Below are 18172 nucleotides of genomic sequence, written 5' to 3'. Positions count from 1 at the left end.
GTACACAGGCTGTGGATAACTTGTGGATAACGACGACGACCGGTCAGCCGTTCGGGCTGGACCAGCGGCGGTCGGGAGCAGAGGCGAGGGGGTGGCACGACGGTGGCCGGTACTACCGACCTTGCCGCGGTGTGGACCGCGACCACGGACGAGCTCGCCGATGAGATCATCTCCGCGCAGCAACGCGCGTACCTGCGGCTCACCCGCCTCCGCGCGATCGTGGAGGACACCGCACTGCTCTCCGTCCCGGACGCGTTCACCCGCGACGTGATCGAGTCCCGGCTGCGGCCCGCCATCACCGAGGCGCTGACCCGGCGGCTCGGCCGGCCGATCCAGGTGGCCGTCACCGTTCGGGTGGCCGAGGACGCGGCCGGACGCCCGGCGGGCACGGTCTACCGCAGCGTCCCCGACGCCGACGGCCCGCCCGGCTTCGACGCCCCGCCCGGCTTCGACGCCCGCGGCTACAACGGGCAGGGAGCGGACCGGCACGAGCCGGAGCCCGGCTTCCCCGCCCCCGGGTACCCGGACCGGGGTGAGCAGGCCCACGCCGGCCGCGGCCGGCCGGCCGGTTCCGGGCGCGAGGACGCCGGTTACCCGGAGCGCGACACGTCGGAGCACTTGTCGGCGGATGACGCCCCCGGGCGCTCCGACGGTCACCGGCCAGGGCTGGTGCCGGCCAGCCGGGACGCCCAGGAGCCGCTGTTCAGCGCCGCCTTCGCCGAACCGCCTCCGCCGGGCCGGCGCGGCTACGAGGGGCGCTCGGGTGCCGACAGCCGGCCCTACGAGCCCCGGTACCGCGACGCCGGGCCGGCGAGCGGCCCGCGGCTGCCCCGCGACGGCGCGACGGACAGCGGTCCGGGGCGCAGCGTCGCGGATCACCGGCCCGGCGGCCGGGACGACCGGCGGCCCGGCGGCGCGGAGGCCGGTGGGAACCGGCTCAACCCGAAGTACATGTTCGAGACGTTCGTCATCGGCTCGTCCAACCGGTTCGCGCACGCCGCCTCGGTCGCGGTGGCCGAGTCGCCCGCGAAGGCGTACAACCCGCTGTTCATCTACGGCAGTTCCGGGCTGGGGAAGACCCACCTGCTGCACGCCATCGGCCATTACGCCACCACGCTCGGCAACGCCCGCTCGGTCCGGTACGTCTCGACCGAGGAGTTCACCAACGACTTCATCAACTCGCTGCGGGACGACAAGACCAGCGCGTTCCAGCGCCGCTACCGCGACGTCGACATCCTGCTGATCGACGACATCCAGTTCCTGGAGAACCGCGAGCGGACCCAGGAGGAGTTCTTCCACACCTTCAACACCCTGCACAACGCCAACAAGCAGATCGTGATCACCTCGGACCGGTCGCCGAAGCAGCTCGCCACGCTGGAGGACCGGCTGCGAACCCGGTTCGAGTGGGGGTTGCTGGCCGACATCCAGCCACCGGACCTGGAGACCCGGATCGCGATCCTGCAGAAGAAGGCGGCCCAGGAGCGGCTGTACGCCCCGCCGGACGTGCTGGAGTTCATCGCCTCGCGGGTGTCGAACTCGATCCGTGAGTTGGAGGGGGCGCTGATCCGGGTCACCGCGTTCGCCAGCCTCACCCGGTCGACCGTGGAGCTCTCGCTGGCCGAGGAGGTGCTGCGGGACTTCATCCCCGACGGCGCCGGCCCCGAGATCACCGCCGACCAGATCATGGTCTCCACCGCCGACTACTTCGGGGTCAGCCTGGAGGACCTGCGCGGGCACTCCCGGTCCCGGGTGCTGGTCAACGCCCGCCAGGTGGCCATGTACCTGTGCCGCGAGCTGACCGACCTGTCGTTGCCCCGGATCGGGCAGGCGTTCGGGGGTCGCGACCACACCACCGTCATGCACGCCGACCGGAAGATCCGTCAGCAGATGGCGGAGCGTCGCTCGCTCTACAACCAGATCGCCGAGCTGACCAACCGGATCAAGCAGACCACCTGAGCCGTACGCCCGCCGCCTACCCGCGCGGCGCGAGAACCCGACGCCCGGCCGGATCCGGCCGGGCGTCCGCGCGTTCCAAGGTGGGTGACCCCGGACACATTCCGCCTGACGGGTCCGTTGTCCACAGGGCCTCCCGAGCGGTTCGGGCTCGACCCTCGACCGGGTTGAGGCCACAGAATCGGGCGATGCCCGTCCACCACCGCTGCTCGTTGTCCACAGCCACAGCCAGTTTTCCACAGCTGGTTTTCCACAGTCGGTGGAAAACTACCGTCCGCTCCCAGCCGGTTACCCACAGGCTGTGGAAAACCCTGGGGACGAGCCTGTGGACGCCTGGGGACAACGCCTGCGTTGTCCACCGATCTGAGGGGTCCTGTGGATTTCCTGTTGAAGGTTCTGGGGACGACGGCGATCCGAACGGGTCGGTCCGTCCACAGGTCTGGGGAGAAAGTCGGTGGATAACCGGTGGATAACCGGTGGACAGCTGTGGACAACTGGGCGCTGCCGGGCGGCCTGTGGATCGAGGGGCCGGTTGTACCCCTGGTTCTCCACAGCCAATCCACCGGTGGATAACCTGCCTGAGCTGCCAAAACGTCGGTTTTCCACAGTTTCCACAGGTGCGATGAAGACGATGAGTTTCTTCTTCTAAGAGAACAAAAACCAATCATCACCGTTGGGCTTCCTGTGGATCGGGTTCGGAACGGCCGGGACAGCCCGCCCGGCACCGACGCGATCTGCGGGGTCGGGCGCACAGCCGATGCCCCCGCGCCCTAAGGTGCGATGGGTACCCGCACGGTCGGGCGGGACGGTAGGCAGCGGTCGGCATGAGAGAGTTGTCGCTGACGTCGACGCGGAGGCATTGATGAAGTTCCGAGTAGAGCGCGACGCGCTCGCCGAGGCCGTGGCGTGGACCGCGAAGAGCCTGCCCAGCAGGCCTTCCGTACCGGTGCTGGCCGGCGTGATGCTCCGGGTGACCGACGGCAACCTGCAGGTCTCCGGCTTCGACTACGAGGTCTCCAGCCAGGTGACCGTCGAGGTGCAGGGCGACGCCGACGGTGCCGCGCTGGTCTCCGGGCGGCTGCTCGCCGAGATCACCAAGGCGCTTCCGGCCAAGCCGGTCGACATCGCTGCGGTGGGCGCGCATCTGGAACTGGTCTGCGGCAGTGCCCGGTTCACCCTGCCCACCATGCCGGTGGAGGACTACCCCGCCCTCCCGGAGATGCCGGAGAGCGCCGGCACCGTCGACGCCGCGGCGTTCGCCGCAGCCGTCGCCCAGGTCGCCGTGGCCGCCGGCCGGGACGAGACCCTGCCGATGATGACCGGCGTCCGGATCGAGCTCTCCGGCGGCAACCTGGCCATGCTCGCCACCGACCGGTACCGCCTCGCCCTACGCGAGATGGAGTGGAACCCGGACAACCCCGAGATGAGCATCAACGCCCTCGTGCCGGCCCGGACCCTGCACGACACCGCCAAGGCCCTCGGCCCGCTCGGCGGCCAGGTCACCATGGCGCTCTCCCAGGGCGCAGCCGGCGAAGGCATGATCGGTTTCTCCGGCGGCACCCGGCGCACCACCAGCCGGCTGCTCGACGGCGCGAACTACCCACCGGTCCGCTCGCTGTTCCCGAGCAGCCACAACGCCGAGGCCCGGGTGGCGGTGAGCACCCTGATCGAGGTCGTGAAGCGGGTCGCCCTGGTCGCCGAGCGCACCACCCCGGTGCTGCTCAGCTTCAGCTCCGACGGGCTCGTCGTCGAGGCCGGCGGCACCGAGGAGGCCCGGGCCAGCGAGGCCATGGACGCCACCTTCACCGGTGAGGCGCTGACCATCGGCTTCAACCCGCAGTACCTGATCGACGGCCTGAACAACCTGGGTGCCCAGTTCGCGCTGCTCACGTTCGTCGACGCGTTCAAGCCGGCGGTGATTTCCCCCGCGGGCGAGGATGGTGAGGTCATCTCGGGGTACCGGTACCTGATCATGCCGATCCGCGTCTCCCGCTGATCGCACACTTCTTGATCCAGACGCAGCGGAGGTAGGAACAGATGCAGCTCGGCCTGGTAGGGCTCGGCCGGATGGGCGGCAACATGCGTGAGCGGTTGCGCGCCGCCGGGCACGAGGTGGTCGGCTACGACCGCAACGCGGAGCTGAGCGACGCCGCGAGCCTGGCCGAGCTGGTCGACAAGCTCGACGCGCCCCGCGCCGTCTGGGTGATGGTCCCGGCCAGCGTCACCGACACGACCATCGACGACCTCGCCGGCGTGCTCGGTGCGGGCGACATCATCATCGACGGCGGCAACTCCCGGTTCAGCGACGACGCGCCCCGCGCCGAGCGGCTCGCCGAGCAGGGCATCGGCTACCTCGACGTCGGCGTCTCCGGCGGCGTCTGGGGCAAGACGAACGGGTACGGCCTGATGGTCGGCGGCGCGCAGGAGCACGTCGACCGGCTGCTGCCGATCTTCGAGGCGCTCAAGCCGGCCGGCGAGTTCGGCTTCGTGCACGCCGGCCCGGTCGGTGCCGGCCACTACGCCAAGATGGTGCACAACGGCATCGAGTACGGCCTGATGCACGCCTACGCCGAGGGCTACGAGCTGCTCGCCAAGTCGGAGATCGTGACCAACGTGCCGGGCGTGTTCAAGTCCTGGCGCGAGGGCACCGTCGTCCGCTCCTGGCTGCTCGACCTGCTCGACCGTGCCCTCGACGAGGACCCGGAGCTGGCCGAGCTGAGTGGCTACACCGAGGACACGGGCGAGGGCCGGTGGACGGTCGACGAGGCAGTCCGGCTGGCCGTGCCGTTGAACGTCATCACCGCGTCGCTGTTCGCCCGGTTCGCCTCGCGGCAGGACGACTCACCCGCGATGAAGGCCGTCGCCGCGCTGCGCCAGCAGTTCGGCGGGCACGCCGTCCACAAGCGCTGAGCGGTATCCACAGCCTGTGTACGTCCGCCGGCTCGAACTGGTCGACTTCCGCTCGTACGAGCGGGTCGGCGTCGATCTGGAGCCGGGTCCGAACGTCCTGACCGGCGCCAACGGCGTCGGCAAGACCAACCTGGCCGAGGCGCTGGGCTACGTGGCGACCCTGGACTCGCACCGGGTCGCCACGGACGCGCCCCTGGTCCGGATGGGGGCGTCCTCCGCGGTGATCCGGTGCGCCGTGGTGCACGACGGGCGCGAGCTGCTGGTCGAGCTGGAGATCGTGCCGGGCAAGGCCAACCGGGCCCGGTTGGGGCGCTCGCCGGCCCGGCGGGCCCGCGACGTCCTCGGCGCGCTGCGGCTGGTGCTGTTCGCCCCGGAGGACCTGGAACTCGTCCGGGGCGACCCGGGCGAGCGCCGCCGCTACCTCGACGACCTGCTGGTCAACCGCCAGCCCCGGTACGCCGGGGTGCGCGCCGACTACGAGCGGGTGGTCAAGCAGCGCAACGCCCTGTTGCGTACCGCGTACCTGGCCCGCAAGACCGGCGGGTCGCGGGGCGGAGACCTGGCCACCCTCGCCGTCTGGGACACCCACCTGGCCCGGCACGGCGCTGAGCTGCTCGCCGGCCGGCTGGAGCTGGTTGCCGCGCTGGGCCCGCACGTCACCAAGGCGTACGACACGGTGGCGGCTGGCCGGGGCGCGGCCGGCGTCACGTACCGGCCGTCGGTGGAGCTGACCGACCCGACGCCCGACCGGGCGGCGCTGGTCGAGGCGTTGACGGCGGCGCTGGCCGAGTCCCGGTCGGCCGAGGTCGAGCGGGGCACCACCCTGGTCGGCCCGCACCGCGACGATCTGGTGCTCAACCTCGGCCCGCTGCCCGCGAAGGGGTACGCCAGCCACGGCGAGTCCTGGTCGCTCGCGCTGGCGCTGCGGCTGGCCGGGTACGACCTGCTCCGATCCGACGGCATCGAGCCGGTGCTGGTGCTCGACGACGTCTTCGCCGAGCTGGACGTGGGTCGCCGGGAGCGGCTGGCGGAGCTGGTCGGCGGGGCCAGCCAGGTGCTGGTGACCTGCGCCGTGGACGACGACGTGCCGACCGGCCTGCGGGGCGCCCGGTACCAGGTCGGCGAGGGGACGGTGCGTCGTGTCGGCTGATCGGGAGCTTCCACCGGCCCGCCTCGGGCCGCCGCGCCCGGGACGTACCCCGGCCGGCGCGACGGCCGGCGGGGACGCGGCCGGGGGTGGGGGCGCGCCGCGCCGGGCCGGGCGGCGCGACGGCGGCCAGGCGGCACCGCCGGCCGAGGGTGCCGGGCGGCCCGACGGTCCGGTGGCCGACGGTCCAGCGGCCGCCGGCACCGGTGCCGGCGGCAACGACGTCTCCGCAGGGGCGGCGGGGCCGGAGTTGGCCCGGGCGGTGCTGGACGCCGCGAAGGCCCGCCGTGACTCGGCGGCCCGGACCCGCCGGCGCAGCGTGGTGTCCGGCGACGGCGACGGCGGTCGGCGGCTGCGCGGCTACTCGGGCCCGGGGCCGGATCCGCGTGACCCTCAGCCGCTGAGTGCCGTGCTCAACCGGCTGGTCAAGGCGCGCGGCTGGGAGCAGCCGGCCGCCGAGGCGACGGTCTTCGGCGCGTGGGAGCGAGTGGTCGGCTCCGAGGTGGCCCAGAACAGCCGCCCGGTGAAGCTGGAGAACGGCGAGCTGACCGTGGAGGCCCGGTCCACCGCGTGGGCGACCCAACTACGGCTGCTCGCCGGTTCCCTGCTGAAGAAGATCGCCAGCGAGGTGGGCCACAACGTGGTGCGCAAGCTGCACATTCATGGCCCGGCCGCGCCGTCCTGGTCGCGTGGGCCGCGCAGGGTCCGGGGGCGGGGCCCACGCGACACCTACGGCTGACGGTCAGTGGCCGGGACGCTGGGACTCTCGCTCGGCGCGTTTGCGTTCCCGCTGCTCACGGCTCCACTGCTTACGCCTTTCCAGGTCCTGCTTCCACGCCTCCCGGGCATGGCGCGAGCCGCCCTGTACCGCTCCCTGCACCTCGGAAGGGCCGGCGAGGTTGCGGAACACCCAGCCCATGAGGCGGCCGCCCCTGCCCGAGGAGTCGCCCACCTGCTTGTCGTCGCTCATCCGCCTGGCCCTTCCCACACCGCGCCCGGAAATGCTTCGCGCACCAATAATTGGTACACCAATCGTTGCTAGGATCGCAACGGCGACGACGAGGAGGCCTGCGGTGTCCGACCAGCTTGAGGGCGATCCCCTGGCCCTGGAGGAGCAGGTGTGCTTCGCGCTCTCCGTGGCGGCCCGGGGCGTGGTCGCCGTCTACCGTCCACTGCTGGAGCCGATGGGGCTGACCCATCCGCAGTACCTGGTCATGCTCGCGCTGTGGCAGCACGCGCCGCTGTCCGTACGGGAGCTCAGTCGCCTGTTGCAGCTCGACCCGGGGACGCTGTCACCGCTGCTCAAGCGCCTGGAGGCCAACGGGTACGTCCGGCGGGAGCGCGACCCCGCCGACGAGCGCAGCCTGGCCGTGACGCTCACCGCGGGCGGCGAGGCGCTGCGTGCCCGCGCCGAGGAGATCCCGCCGGCGATCGTGCGGCGGCTCGGGATGCCGATCGAGGAGCTGCGGGACCTGCACGCCGTCCTGACCCGGGTGATCGCGGCGACGAACCGGGCCGGCGCGGGCGGTGCCAACCCCGGTCAGGCGTCGGCCCCGGGTCAGGCGTCGGCGTAGACCGCGAAGCCGCGGTCGGCGCAACGGCGGTAGAAGGCCGCCAGCACGCCCAGCTCGGCGCAGGTGAAGTCCCACTGCGGCGGGTTGCCGTTCTCGTCGCGCAGCGCGTCCAGCCGGCTGCCCAGCCAGCGCAGCTGCTGCTCGGCGAGGCGACCGTCGCCGAGCAGGCCGCGCAGCACGGTGCTCACCGAGTCGAAGTCGACCGTCTCCCCGTGCGGGCGGTGCCCGGCCACGAAGCGCTCGATCCCGCCGGCGACCCAGGCGCAGCCGTCCGGGTCGATCACCGGGTCCTCGTCCTCGGCGGCGGCGTCCGTGGCGTAGAGCACATTCTCCAGCCCGAGCAGGAGATCGACCAGCTCGGTGTACGCCGTGGCCCGGACGGTCCCGGTCTTGGCGATGTGTTCCGCGAGGGCCGCCGTCGGCGCGGAGATTCGCGGGAGGTCGACGATCTCGCCGAAATCGACGAACTCGGCCGGTGCGACCGGGTCGTAGAAGCGGCCGGTCCGCGGCCAGTGCACCGCGACGTTGTCCAGCCCCATCTGGCGTCACCCCTTGAGAGCACGTGTCGGATCGTTCGGGTCGATCGTCCGGTTCCGACCGGAAAAGATCAAGACCAGCCACGCTGGGCGCCGCAAACGTACGCCCGTCGCGGTCCCCGGCGCGACCCCGGCCCCCGAGCGTCCCGGCCCGATCGGCGGCGACGCCGCCCGCCGATCGGAGCTTGGCGTGTAGGGGGAGTCGCGGGTGGCGCGGTTCGGCCGGCTACGGAGGTCTCAGCCCCGCGAAAGGGGTGCCGAGTGGCGGTTCTGTCGTCCGCGCACAGTAAGATTGAGGCGAGACGAAGACCCGACACGGAGCGACGGACGCGGGCCCACCAAAGGTCCGAGATCATTGTTCCACGTCGGGTCGAGCCGATCGCGATCCGCGGGCAACCGCGGCGACCGGCGTTCCGGCCCGTACCCCGGTTTCCACCGGTCTCGGGCCGCGCGCCGACGTCGCGTCCTGTCCGCCGAACCCGCGTCCGACGCGCCGCTTGCCGGCTCGGGGGCGCGAGAAAGTGGCCGAGGGTGGCAGCGCAGGACAAGCAGGAGTACGGCGCCGAGTCGATCACCGTCCTCGAAGGGCTGGAGGCGGTCCGCAAGCGGCCCGGCATGTACATCGGGTCGACCGGTGAGCGCGGTCTGCACCACCTGGTGTGGGAGGTCGTCGACAACGCCGTCGACGAGGCGCTGGCCGGATACTGCGACACCATCGACGTGGTGCTGCTGGCCGACGGCGGGGTCCAGGTCACCGACAACGGCCGGGGCTTCCCGGTCGACCTGCACCCCAAGTTGAAGAAGCCGGGCGTCGAGGTGGCGCTGACCGTGCTGCACGCCGGCGGCAAGTTCGACGGCAAGGCGTACGCCGTGTCCGGCGGTCTGCACGGCGTCGGCGTGTCCGTCGTCAACGCCCTCTCCAGCCGGATGGCGGTGGAGATCCACAAGTCCGGCTTCGTCTGGCGGCAGAAGTACACCAACTCCAAGCCGGGCCCGCTGGACAAGGGCGAGACCACCGACCGCACCGGTTCCACGGTCACGTTCTGGCCCGACCCCGACGTGTTCGAGACCGTCGACTTCGACTTCCAGACCATCTACCGCCGCATCCAGGAGATGGCCTTCCTCAACCGCGGCCTCACCATCCACCTGCTCGACGAGCGGGTCCCGGAGGGCGAGGAGGGCAAGCCGCGCGAGGTCACCTTCTGCTACAAGGGCGGCATCGCCGACTTCGTCCGGCACCTCAACGCCTCGAAGAGCCCGATCCACAAGACGGTGGTCGAGTTCGGTGCCGAGGAGGAGGGCATGTCGCTCGAGATCGCCATGCAGTGGAACGAGTCGTACGGCGAGTCGGTCTACACCTTCGCCAACACGATCAACACGCATGAGGGCGGCACCCACGAGGAGGGCTTCCGGTCCGCGCTGACCAGCGTGGTCAACCGCTACGGCGCGGAGAAGAAGCTGCTCAAGGGCGACGAGAAGCTCTCCGGCGAGGACATCCGGGAGGGCCTGGCGGCGATCATCTCGGTCAAGCTGGCAAACCCGCAGTTCGAGGGCCAGACCAAGACCAAGCTCGGCAACACTCCGGTGAAGAGCTTCGTACAGCGGGTCTGCAACGACCGGCTGGTCGACTGGTTCGACCGCAACCCGGCTGAAGCCAAGATGATCATCACCAAGGCGTCCCAGGCGGCCCGGGCCCGGATCGCCGCGCAGCAGGCTCGCAAGCTGGCCCGGCGCAAGTCGCTGCTGGAGTCCGGCTCGATGCCGGGCAAGCTGGCCGACTGCCAGTCCACCGACCCGCGCGAGTCCGAGGTGTTCATCGTCGAGGGCGACTCGGCGGGCGGCTCGGCCAAGCAGGGCCGGGACCCGCGCACCCAGGCGATCCTGCCGATCCGCGGCAAGATCCTCAACGTGGAGAAGGCCCGGATCGACCGGGTGCTGAAGAACACCGAGGTCCAGGCGCTGATCACCGCGCTGGGCACCGGCATCCACGACGACTTCGACATCGAGAAGCTGCGGTACCACAAGACCGTGCTGATGGCCGACGCCGACGTGGACGGCCAGCACATCCAGACGCTGCTGCTCACCCTGCTGTTCCGCTTCATGCGGCCGCTGGTCGAGCTGGGCCACGTCTACCTGGCCGCCCCGCCGCTCTACAAGATCAAGTGGAACAAGAAGGGCGACGACGCGCAGTACGCGTACTCGGACCGGGAGCGGGACGGACTGATCGCGCTGCGTCAGCAGAAGAAGCCGAACGCCAAGCCGGACGACATCCAGCGGTTCAAGGGTCTCGGCGAGATGAACTATCCCGAGCTCTGGGAGACCACGATGAACCCGGGCAGCCGCACCCTGCGCCAGGTCACGCTCGACGACGCGGCGACCGCGGACGAGCTGTTCAGCGTGCTGATGGGCGAGAACGTCGAGGCGCGTCGCTCGTTCATCCAGCGCAATGCCAAGGACGTCCGCTTCCTGGACATCTGACGGACCGGGCGGGCCGTCCCGGTCGTCCACCGGGCGGTCCGCCGATCCACAGGGTTATCCACAGCCTGGCCGGTTTCCACAGCGGTTATCCACAGCACGAAACCGACTCTGATTCTGATAAGGGTTAACAGTGACCGATACCCCCGAGTCCACCCCGAGCGAGCCCGAGGTCCCCGAGACCCCTGCCGCCGCAGTCGTGGAGCATGACCGCATCGAGCCGGTAGGGCTCGAGGTGGAGATGCAGCGCTCCTACCTCGACTACGCGATGAGCGTCATCGTCGGGCGGGCGCTGCCGGACGTCCGGGACGGGCTCAAGCCGGTCCACCGCAAGATCCTCTACGCCATGTTCGACTCGGGCTACCGGCCGGACCGCGGCTACGTCAAGTGCTCCCGGGTCGTCGGCGACGTGATGGGCCAGTTCCACCCGCACGGCGACTCGGCCATCTACGACGCGCTGGTCCGGATGGCGCAGCCCTGGTCGCTGCGCTACCCGCTGGTCGACGGCAACGGCAACTTCGGCTCGCCCGGTAACGACCCGGCTGCCGCCATGCGCTACACCGAATGCAAGCTCGACCCGCTGGCGATGGAGATGCTGCGGGACATCGACGAGGACACCGTCGACCTCCAGGACAACTACGACGGCCGGGCCAAGGAGCCCACCATCCTGCCGTCCCGCATCCCGAACCTGCTGATCAACGGCTCCGAGGGCATCGCGGTCGGCATGGCCACCAAGATCCCGCCGCACAACCTGCGCGAGATCGGCGCGGCCGTGCAGTGGTGCCTGGAGAACCCGGAAGTCGACGAGGCGACCACCCTCGACGCGCTCATCGAGATCGTCAAGGGTCCGGACTTCCCCACCCACGGCCTCATCGTCGGCACCCAGGCCATCCAGGACGCGTACCGGACGGGCCGTGGGTCGATCCGGATGCGGGCCGTGGTGGAGGTCGAGGAGGACAAGCGGGGCCGCCCCTGCCTGGTGGTCAGCGAGTTGCCCTACCAGGTCAACCCCGACAACCTCGCCGAGCGGATCGCCGAGCTGATCAAGGAGGGCAAGCTCGCCGGCATCGCCGACATCCGGGACGAGTCCTCCGGGCGTACCGGCATGCGGATCGTGCTCGTGCTCAAGCGCGACGCGGTCGCCAAGGTGGTGCTCAACAACCTCTACAAGCACACCCAGCTCCAGGAGACCTTCGGCGCCAACATGCTGGCGCTGGTCGACGGCGTGCCGCGCACGCTGAACCTGGCCCAGTTCCTCCGCTACTACGTCGAGCACCAGATCGAGGTGATCCGGCGGCGGACCGCGTTCCGGCTGCGCAAGGCCGAGGAGCGGGCGCACATCCTGCGCGGCCTGTCGAAGGCGCTGGACGCCCTCGACGAGGTGATCGCCCTGATCCGGCGGTCGCCGACCGTCGAGGACGCCCGGCAGGGCCTGATCCGGCTGCTGGAGATCGACGAGATCCAGGCCACCGCGATCCTGGACATGCAGCTGCGCCGGCTCGCCGCCCTGGAGCGGCAGCGGATCCTCGACGACCTGGCCAAGCTCGAGATCGAGATCGCCGATCTCAAGGACATCCTGGCCAAGCCGGAGCGGCAGCGGCGGATCGTCTCGGAGGAGCTCGGCGAGATCATCGCGAAGTGGGGCGACGAGCGGCGGACGAAGATCCTGCCGTTCGACGGCGAGGTCTCGATGGAGGACCTCATCGCCCGCGAGGACGTGGTGGTCACCATCACCCGTACCGGGTACGCGAAGCGGACCAAGGTCGATCTGTACCGCTCCCAGCGCCGCGGCGGCAAGGGCGTCAGCGGGGCCACGCTGCGGCAGGACGACATCGTCAGCCACTTCTTCGTCTGCTCCACGCATGACTGGATGCTGTTCTTCACGAACAAGGGCCGGGTGTACCGGGCCAAGGCGTACGAACTTCCGGAAGCCAGTAGGGTAGCCAAGGGCCAACACGTGGCCAATCTGCTCGCGTTCCAACCAGACGAGCAGATCGCGCAGATCATCGAAATCCCGAATTACCAGGTGGCCCCCTACCTGGTACTGGCCACGAAGAACGGCCTGGTGAAGAAGACGCGGCTCGAGGAGTTCGACTCCAACCGTTCCGGCGGAGTCATCGCGATCAACCTGCGCGATGAGGACGAGCTGGTCGGTGCTGCCCTCGTCGCCCCGTCCGACGACTTGCTGCTGGTCTCCAAGAACGCCCAGGCGATCCGCTTCAACGCCACCGACGAGGCGCTGCGGCCGATGGGCCGGGCCACGTCGGGCGTGATCGGCATGCGGTTCAGCGACGACGACGTCCTGCTCGCGATGGAGGTCGTCCGCGAGGGGTTGGACGTGCTGGTGGCCACGAACGGGGGATACGCGAAACGTACCCCGATCGAGGAATACCCGGTCCAGGGCCGGGGAGGTAAGGGTGTGCTGACTGCGAAGATCACCGAGCGACGCGGTGGTCTGGTCGGCGCTGTGGTGATCGACCCGGACGACGAGCTGTTCGCGATCACCAGCAACGGTGGCGTCATCCGGACTCCGGTGAAGCCTGTACGCCGTACGCGTGACCGGAACACAATGGGGGTCAAGCTGATGGACCTCCCGGACGGCGTGACTATCGTGGCGATTGCTCGCAATGCCGACGAGCCTGACGAACAGGACTAGTTGATGACGGAGACACAGGCGAAGTCGGGGAACAAGGGGACCTCGGCCAACCCGGTCGACGAGGAGGCCGCCGCGAAGGGCGGCGCACCAGCGACCGGCCGCACGGCCGTGGGCCGGGCGACGGTCCCCGCCGACGCGCCTGCCCCGAAGTTCACCCGGGCTCCCGGGATGACGCCGCCGCCGGAGACCCCCGGCGACGACTCGGGGACCGGTGACAAGGCGGAGACATCCGGCGTCGACGCGCCCACCTCCGCGGCTGCTCCGGCCGCGGGGGCGGGCAGCGCCGGCCGCCCGGGGACGACAGCGCCGATCCGGACAGGAAGCGGCCAGTCGACCGGCAGCGCCGCCACCGGCACACTGCCGCGTGTCGGTGGCGGCACGGCCAACCCGCGCCCGGACGGCGCCCGTCCGAGCGCGGGGGGACGCCCCGCCAACGGTGGCGGGCTGCCGCCGGGGGTCGCCGGGTCGTCGGCCTCGGCCGTCGGGGCTGCCCGGGTCGGTGAAGCGGTACGTGCCGCGCGTACCTCGGTCAGCTCCGCCGCGTCCCGTGGGCCGCGGCGCGCCCGGCTGAACCTGAAGCGGATCGACCCCTGGTCCGTGATGAAGTTCGCCTTCGCCGTCTCCGTGGTGCTCTTCATCGTGGTGGTCGTCGCCACCTCGGTGCTCTACCTGGCGCTGGACGCCATGGGTGTGTTCCAGAGCGTCAACGAGAGCCTGAGCGACCTGGTCAACGCCGGCGGGCAGAGCACGAGCGGCTTCCAGATCACCGCCAAGGGCGTGATCCTCAGCTCTGCCCTGATCGGTCTGGTCAACGTCGTCCTGTTCACCGCGCTCGCCACCCTCGGCGCGTTCGTCTACAACGTCTGCGCCGACCTGGTCGGCGGGATCGAGCTGACGCTCGCCGAGCGGGACTGATCACACCCGACGCCGGGGCGCGCCGCGTAAAGCGGTCGCCCCGGCGTCGTGCGTCCGGGTAGTTTCAGGGGGTACGGCGAGCACGGACTCGTCACCGGCCCCCGATTTGGGGCGCGGCGGGCGGATGCGTTAACCTTGGCCGTCGCCACGCGGGGCTATAGCTCAGTCGGTTAGAGCGCAGAGCTGATAACTCTGAGGTCGCTGGTTCGATTCCAGCTAGCCCCACCGCACATGGTTCCGACGGCTGTCGAGCGCAAGGGGTCGCCCCATGTTCAAGAAGCTTCTGATTCTGGCCGGCATTGTCGGCGTGGCCGCCGTGGTGGTCAGGAAGATCAAGGTTTCGAACGACGAGCGTGCCCTGTGGCATGAGGCGACCACCGCCCCTGACCTGCGCTGATCATTTCTCCGACACTCAGCTCCCGGCGGCTTCGCCCGCCCTCGGGGCCCTAGCTCAACTGGCAGAGCACTGCCTTTGCAAGGCAGGGGTTAGGGGTTCGAGTCCCCTGGGCTCCACCAGCACTTTCATTGGTTGATCTCGGTCCCGGGTGTAGCCATTTGTGCAGCCAGGCGGTCACGCCGTCCTCTCCTCGCCGAGAACCCGGTCCGATTGCTGAGGCAGCCTGACGAGCCCGTGCGGGTAGGACGTGCCCGTAGGTGTCGGCGGTCATCCGGATCGTGGAGTGCCCGAGCAGTTCCATCACCGTCCGCAGCTCCTCGCCCTGGTCGAGGAGGAACGTGGCGAACGCGTGTCGTAGGGCGTGTGGGTGCAGCCAGCCCAACCCGGCCGCCGCGCGGATCTGCTCGAAGCGGCGGTTCACGTTCCGCGGTTCCGTCGGTGTACCGATCGTGCTGGCGAAGACCGGGCCGTGATCCGACCACACCTCCCCGGCGGCAAGTCGCTCCTTGGCCTGCCGCACCCGCTGCGACTCCAACGCCCGGACCGCCAGGCCCGACAGCGGCAGCGGACGACTTGACCGGTGCGTCTTCGGCGGCACGAACTCAAGACCACGATCGGTCCGCTGGAGAGTCTGGCGCACGAACAACGCCTTCCCCGGCGCGTCGACATCCGACCAACGCAGCCCCAGCAGCTCAGCCCGCCGCAGGCCGGTCGCCAGGCCAGCACGAACAGCGGTTCCAACCGGTCACCGGCGAGCACCGACAGCAGCGTCTTGGCTTCCTCAGGCGTCAGGGCACGCCGCTCGACCCGACCGAGGGCCGGAGGCTTGGCTGCCTTGGCGACGTTGCGCGGCACCAGGTCCATTCGTTCGGCGTCGGCCAGGGCGACGCGGAGGACCGCTCCGTGAGGGGACGGTTGAGGGCTGTCATGACGCACGTCCTTCCTGGTCGACAGAGTCGGAGCGGGTCAACATTGAGGCACCCTGCGCGGCCTGGTATCGGGCGGCGAGGAGCGCGGCCTTCCACTGCGCGCGTTGAGACAGCGCCTTGAGGAGCCGGTGGCGCAGGGGTGGGATGTCGGGGTCATCGGGTCGGGCGAGTTCCCAGGCGAAGGCGGGTGGCCCGTCGGGGCCGGCGGGCGGGGCGTCGTCGGAGGGGACGGTGACGCCGAGGAGGTTGCGGACCCAGGCTTCGGCGTCGGTGCGGTGGTGATGCCAGCCGAACCCGCCGAGCCAGTTCATAAGCTGCGGCATCCAACCCGGCAGGCAATCGGCCGGGTTCTCGGTGATCCCGGGTTGGCGAAGACCCGGACCGGTTTCGGCCACACGTGAGACCCTGCCCCTGGCATAGGCGGCGCAAGAACCGACAGAGGGCGGCACGCAGTGAGAGGCGCGCGCCCACCGAGATCCACAGTTCGGTGGGCGCGCGGCCAGCTCGTTACTTCAGTGCGACCAGCAGCCCGGAGATCGCCCCGATGATGCCGGCGATCCCGCCCAGCAGGGCAGCCCACTCGCCCAGAGTGGCCCTCCGCCAACGCGACCGGTCGTCCTGTCCATTCGTTACTCTCATCGAACCTGCACTTCCTTGCCGGATGCAGGTTAGGGGGCGGCACCCGCTCCAACGGTTTTGTGCCGCCCCTGCCCCCAACGGACCTGCGGCCCGTCCCTTTGCGTAACGAGGGACGGGCCGTCGCGGTATGTCCGCACGAAACAGATCAAGATCAACTAATCGCACAATTCTGTGCGTTTTTTTCTGTCTGTCATGCGCGGCTTGCAGTTGATTTATGGGCATTTTTAGCAGGCGTTGTGCAAGTTGCATACCGCGCGAGCCTGACCGATATGTGAGGAAAAATATACCCGCACAGGTGTAGAGCTATCGTTTACGATAAAAGGCCAATAGAGGCGAATAGGCCGCATACTGAGATTTTTTCGCAGTCAATGTGATCTCCGCCACTCACATTTGGTGCCGTACCGACTTTCTGACGGCGGCGAAACTATGGGCTCCAGCACCCGCTGCGGGTGGAGGTGTCGGGCGGTGGGTGGTGTCGTGTTGGCCTTGGTCGGCTCGGAGCTCCTGTGATCTGTTGCCGAATTGGCCTGTACTTGGATCAAGGCGCTCCGCGCGGCGCGGGCCTGGGCGCGGCAACCGGCTCCTGACGGAGCCGCCGCCCCGGCCGCCTACGGCGCCGGGGCGGAAAGTCAGCCGGCCCGCAAACCACGCCCCGCCCCGCGCGTCACCCCTGGGTCCGATCGTCGCGCGGATGACGTCGCGGCCCTGTTCGCGCAAGACGACGGCCAGCTCGTCGGCGAGGGTGGTCTTGCCGGCGGCGGGCGGTCCGTCGATGGCAACCCGCGTCGGGTACGCGACTGTGACGGACCCGACTGCCTCAGCCAGGCGGCCGAGCATCTCGTCGCGGGCGCCTTGGTCCATGTCCTGCCCGTCCTAGTCTCGCGAAGGTCGCAGTGTCGGGCCGACCTTATGTGCGGCAGCCCTTTCGCGCCTGCCAATGCCCGAGGGAGCGAGATTGCCGCATACGGAAGTGGCTGCTGGTGGGGGGCTCGGGCGGGCACGCCCCCACCAGCCGTGCCCTCGGGACGGGCAGGTTAGCGTCGGGGCGTGAGCACCGGATCCCCACGCCTCCTGCCCGCCGAGGGCGGCATCGCCGAAGCCGCCTGCGTCCTGCGCGCCGGAGGGCTGGTGGCGTTCCCCACCGAGACCGTCTACGGGCTGGGCGCCAACGCCCTCGACGCCCGTGCGGCGGCCCGGATCTTCGAGGCGAAGCAGCGGCCGAGCTTCGATCCGCTGATCACCCACCTGGCCGACGCGGCTGACCTGGCCGGGCTGGTGGGGCGGGTGCCGGCGGCGGTGGAGGCGCTGGCCGAGCGGTTCTGGCCGGGTCCGCTGACGTTGATCGTGGACCGCCCCGCCGTGATTCCGCCGATCGTCACGTCGGGGCTGGACACGATGGCCGTCCGGGTGCCGGACGAGCCGTCCGCCCGGGCGTTGATCGCCGCGGCCGGGGTGCCGGTGGCCGCGCCCAGCGCCAACCGGTTCGGCCAGCTCAGCCCCACCCGCGCCGAGCACGTGGTGGCCGGGCTGGGCGCGGCGGTGGACGTGGTGCTCGACGGCGGGCCGACCCGGTGCGGAATCGAGTCCACGATCGTGGACGCCCGGGGCGAGCGCCCGGTGGTGCTCCGGCTCGGCGCGCTGCCGGTGGAGGCCCTGGTCGAGGCGGTCGGCCCGGTGACCGTACGGTCGGGCAGCTCCGGTCAGCCGGTGGCGCCCGGCACGTTGGCCGCGCACTACGCCCCGCGTACCCCGTTGCGGGTGGTCGGGGCGGCGGAGTCGGTGGCCGGCGACGGTGGCCGGCGAGGGCTGTTGGCCTTCCGGGAGCGCCCGGCGGAAGGCGACTGGGTGGCGGTCGAGGTGCTGTCGCCTGTGGGGGACCTGACGGTGGCGGCGGCCCGGCTCTTCGACGCGCTGCACCGGCTCGACGCGGCCGGGGTGACCGAGATCGTCGCCGAGCGGGTTCCGGACGTCGGCGTGGGCCGGGCGATCAACGACCGGCTGGGTCGGGCGGCCGCGACCTGGCACCAGGGCGGCTGACGGC

Annotated in this window: 15 protein-coding genes, 2 tRNA genes and 2 pseudogenes; 13 read left to right on the top strand and 6 right to left on the bottom strand. The window is 70.5% G+C overall.

All coding sequences use genetic code 11. The features are described 5' to 3' along the window. The first annotated feature begins 102 nt into the window (after positions 1 to 102). From dnaA to OG559_RS11775, 5 genes are all read left to right on the top strand, one after another. Positions 103 to 1956 (top strand): chromosomal replication initiator protein DnaA, encoded by a 1854-nt coding sequence (gene dnaA, locus OG559_RS11795; protein ID WP_405115111.1) that lies wholly within the window; start codon positions 103 to 105, stop codon positions 1954 to 1956. Positions 1957 to 2815: 859 nt separating this feature from the next. Further along, positions 2816 to 3949, top strand: coding sequence for a DNA polymerase III subunit beta (dnaN, locus tag OG559_RS11790; RefSeq protein WP_405115109.1), 1134 nt, complete (start codon positions 2816 to 2818; stop codon positions 3947 to 3949). A 41-nt stretch (positions 3950 to 3990) separates the two neighbouring features. After that, on the top strand, positions 3991 to 4863 hold the full coding sequence (gene gnd, locus OG559_RS11785) for a phosphogluconate dehydrogenase (NAD(+)-dependent, decarboxylating) (protein ID WP_405115107.1): 873 nt from the start codon (positions 3991 to 3993) through the stop codon (positions 4861 to 4863). A gap of 16 nt (positions 4864 to 4879) precedes the next feature. Then, on the top strand, positions 4880 to 6013 hold the full coding sequence (gene recF, locus OG559_RS11780) for a DNA replication/repair protein RecF (RefSeq protein WP_405115105.1): 1134 nt from the start codon (positions 4880 to 4882) through the stop codon (positions 6011 to 6013). Positions 6014 to 6185: 172 nt separating this feature from the next. Next, the gene (locus tag OG559_RS11775) at positions 6186 to 6749 is read left to right on the top strand and encodes a DUF721 domain-containing protein (RefSeq protein WP_405116592.1); all 564 of its coding nucleotides are present in this window, start codon (positions 6186 to 6188) and stop codon (positions 6747 to 6749) included. Between the two features lie 3 nt (positions 6750 to 6752). Here OG559_RS11775 and OG559_RS11770 read toward each other — a convergent pair whose 3' ends face one another. Further along, complete coding sequence (locus tag OG559_RS11770) at positions 6753 to 6980, bottom strand: hypothetical protein (RefSeq protein ID WP_405115103.1); 228 nt, start codon at positions 6978 to 6980, stop codon at positions 6753 to 6755. A gap of 103 nt (positions 6981 to 7083) precedes the next feature. Between OG559_RS11770 and OG559_RS11765 the strand changes: the two genes are divergently transcribed. Next, positions 7084 to 7584, top strand: a complete 501-nt coding sequence (locus OG559_RS11765) for a MarR family winged helix-turn-helix transcriptional regulator (protein ID WP_405115101.1) — start codon at positions 7084 to 7086, stop codon at positions 7582 to 7584. Here OG559_RS11765 and OG559_RS11760 read toward each other — a convergent pair. Continuing rightward, a complete protein-coding gene (locus OG559_RS11760; RefSeq protein ID WP_405115099.1) occupies positions 7569 to 8123 on the bottom strand; it encodes a hypothetical protein in 555 nt (184 codons plus the stop codon). The genes OG559_RS11765 and OG559_RS11760 overlap by 16 nt on opposite strands. 528 nt (positions 8124 to 8651) lie before the next feature. On the opposite strand from OG559_RS11760, the gene gyrB reads away from it, so the two are divergent. The 6 genes from gyrB (at position 8652) to OG559_RS11730 (ending at position 14682) form a co-directional block, all read left to right on the top strand. Continuing rightward, a complete protein-coding gene (gyrB, locus tag OG559_RS11755) occupies positions 8652 to 10598 on the top strand; it encodes a DNA topoisomerase (ATP-hydrolyzing) subunit B (protein ID WP_405115097.1) in 1947 nt (648 codons plus the stop codon). A 130-nt stretch (positions 10599 to 10728) separates the two neighbouring features. After that, positions 10729 to 13251: a DNA gyrase subunit A gene (gyrA, locus tag OG559_RS11750; protein WP_405115095.1), complete on the top strand. Its 2523-nt coding sequence runs from the start codon at positions 10729 to 10731 to the stop codon at positions 13249 to 13251. Between the two features lie 3 nt (positions 13252 to 13254). After that, positions 13255 to 14166, top strand: a complete 912-nt coding sequence (locus tag OG559_RS11745; protein WP_405115093.1) for a DUF3566 domain-containing protein — start codon at positions 13255 to 13257, stop codon at positions 14164 to 14166. Positions 14167 to 14317: 151 nt separating this feature from the next. Beyond that, positions 14318 to 14391 (top strand) — tRNA-Ile (locus tag OG559_RS11740). Between the two features lie 43 nt (positions 14392 to 14434). Next, on the top strand, positions 14435 to 14563 hold the full coding sequence (locus tag OG559_RS11735; RefSeq protein ID WP_350880278.1) for a DLW-39 family protein: 129 nt from the start codon (positions 14435 to 14437) through the stop codon (positions 14561 to 14563). A gap of 43 nt (positions 14564 to 14606) precedes the next feature. After that, a tRNA-Ala gene (locus OG559_RS11730) sits at positions 14607 to 14682 on the top strand. 179 nt (positions 14683 to 14861) lie between these two features. Here the strand turns inward: OG559_RS11730 and xerC are convergent. From xerC to OG559_RS11710, 4 genes and pseudogenes are all read right to left on the bottom strand, one after another. Then, positions 14862 to 15245: pseudogene (gene xerC / locus OG559_RS11725) on the bottom strand (tyrosine recombinase XerC); the annotation flags it as partial. A gap of 243 nt (positions 15246 to 15488) precedes the next feature. Then, complete coding sequence (locus OG559_RS11720) at positions 15489 to 15887, bottom strand: hypothetical protein (protein ID WP_405115091.1); 399 nt, start codon at positions 15885 to 15887, stop codon at positions 15489 to 15491. Positions 15888 to 15999: 112 nt separating this feature from the next. Beyond that, the gene (locus OG559_RS11715) at positions 16000 to 16131 is read right to left on the bottom strand and encodes a hypothetical protein (protein WP_405115089.1); all 132 of its coding nucleotides are present in this window, start codon (positions 16129 to 16131) and stop codon (positions 16000 to 16002) included. 678 nt (positions 16132 to 16809) lie between these two features. Further along, a pseudogene (locus OG559_RS11710) lies at positions 16810 to 16992 on the bottom strand (uridylate kinase); the annotation flags it as partial. 210 nt (positions 16993 to 17202) lie between these two features. On the opposite strand from OG559_RS11710, the gene OG559_RS11705 reads away from it, so the two are divergent. Further along, entirely contained in the window at positions 17203 to 18168 is a 966-nt protein-coding gene (locus tag OG559_RS11705; protein WP_405116590.1) for an L-threonylcarbamoyladenylate synthase, read from the top strand. Positions 18169 to 18172: the final 4 nt, after the last annotated feature.

Source organism: Micromonospora sp. NBC_01405 (assembly GCF_045040155.1).
GTDB lineage: Bacteria > Actinomycetota > Actinomycetes > Mycobacteriales > Micromonosporaceae > Micromonospora.
This window is presented reverse-complemented; position numbering and strand designations above follow the sequence as displayed.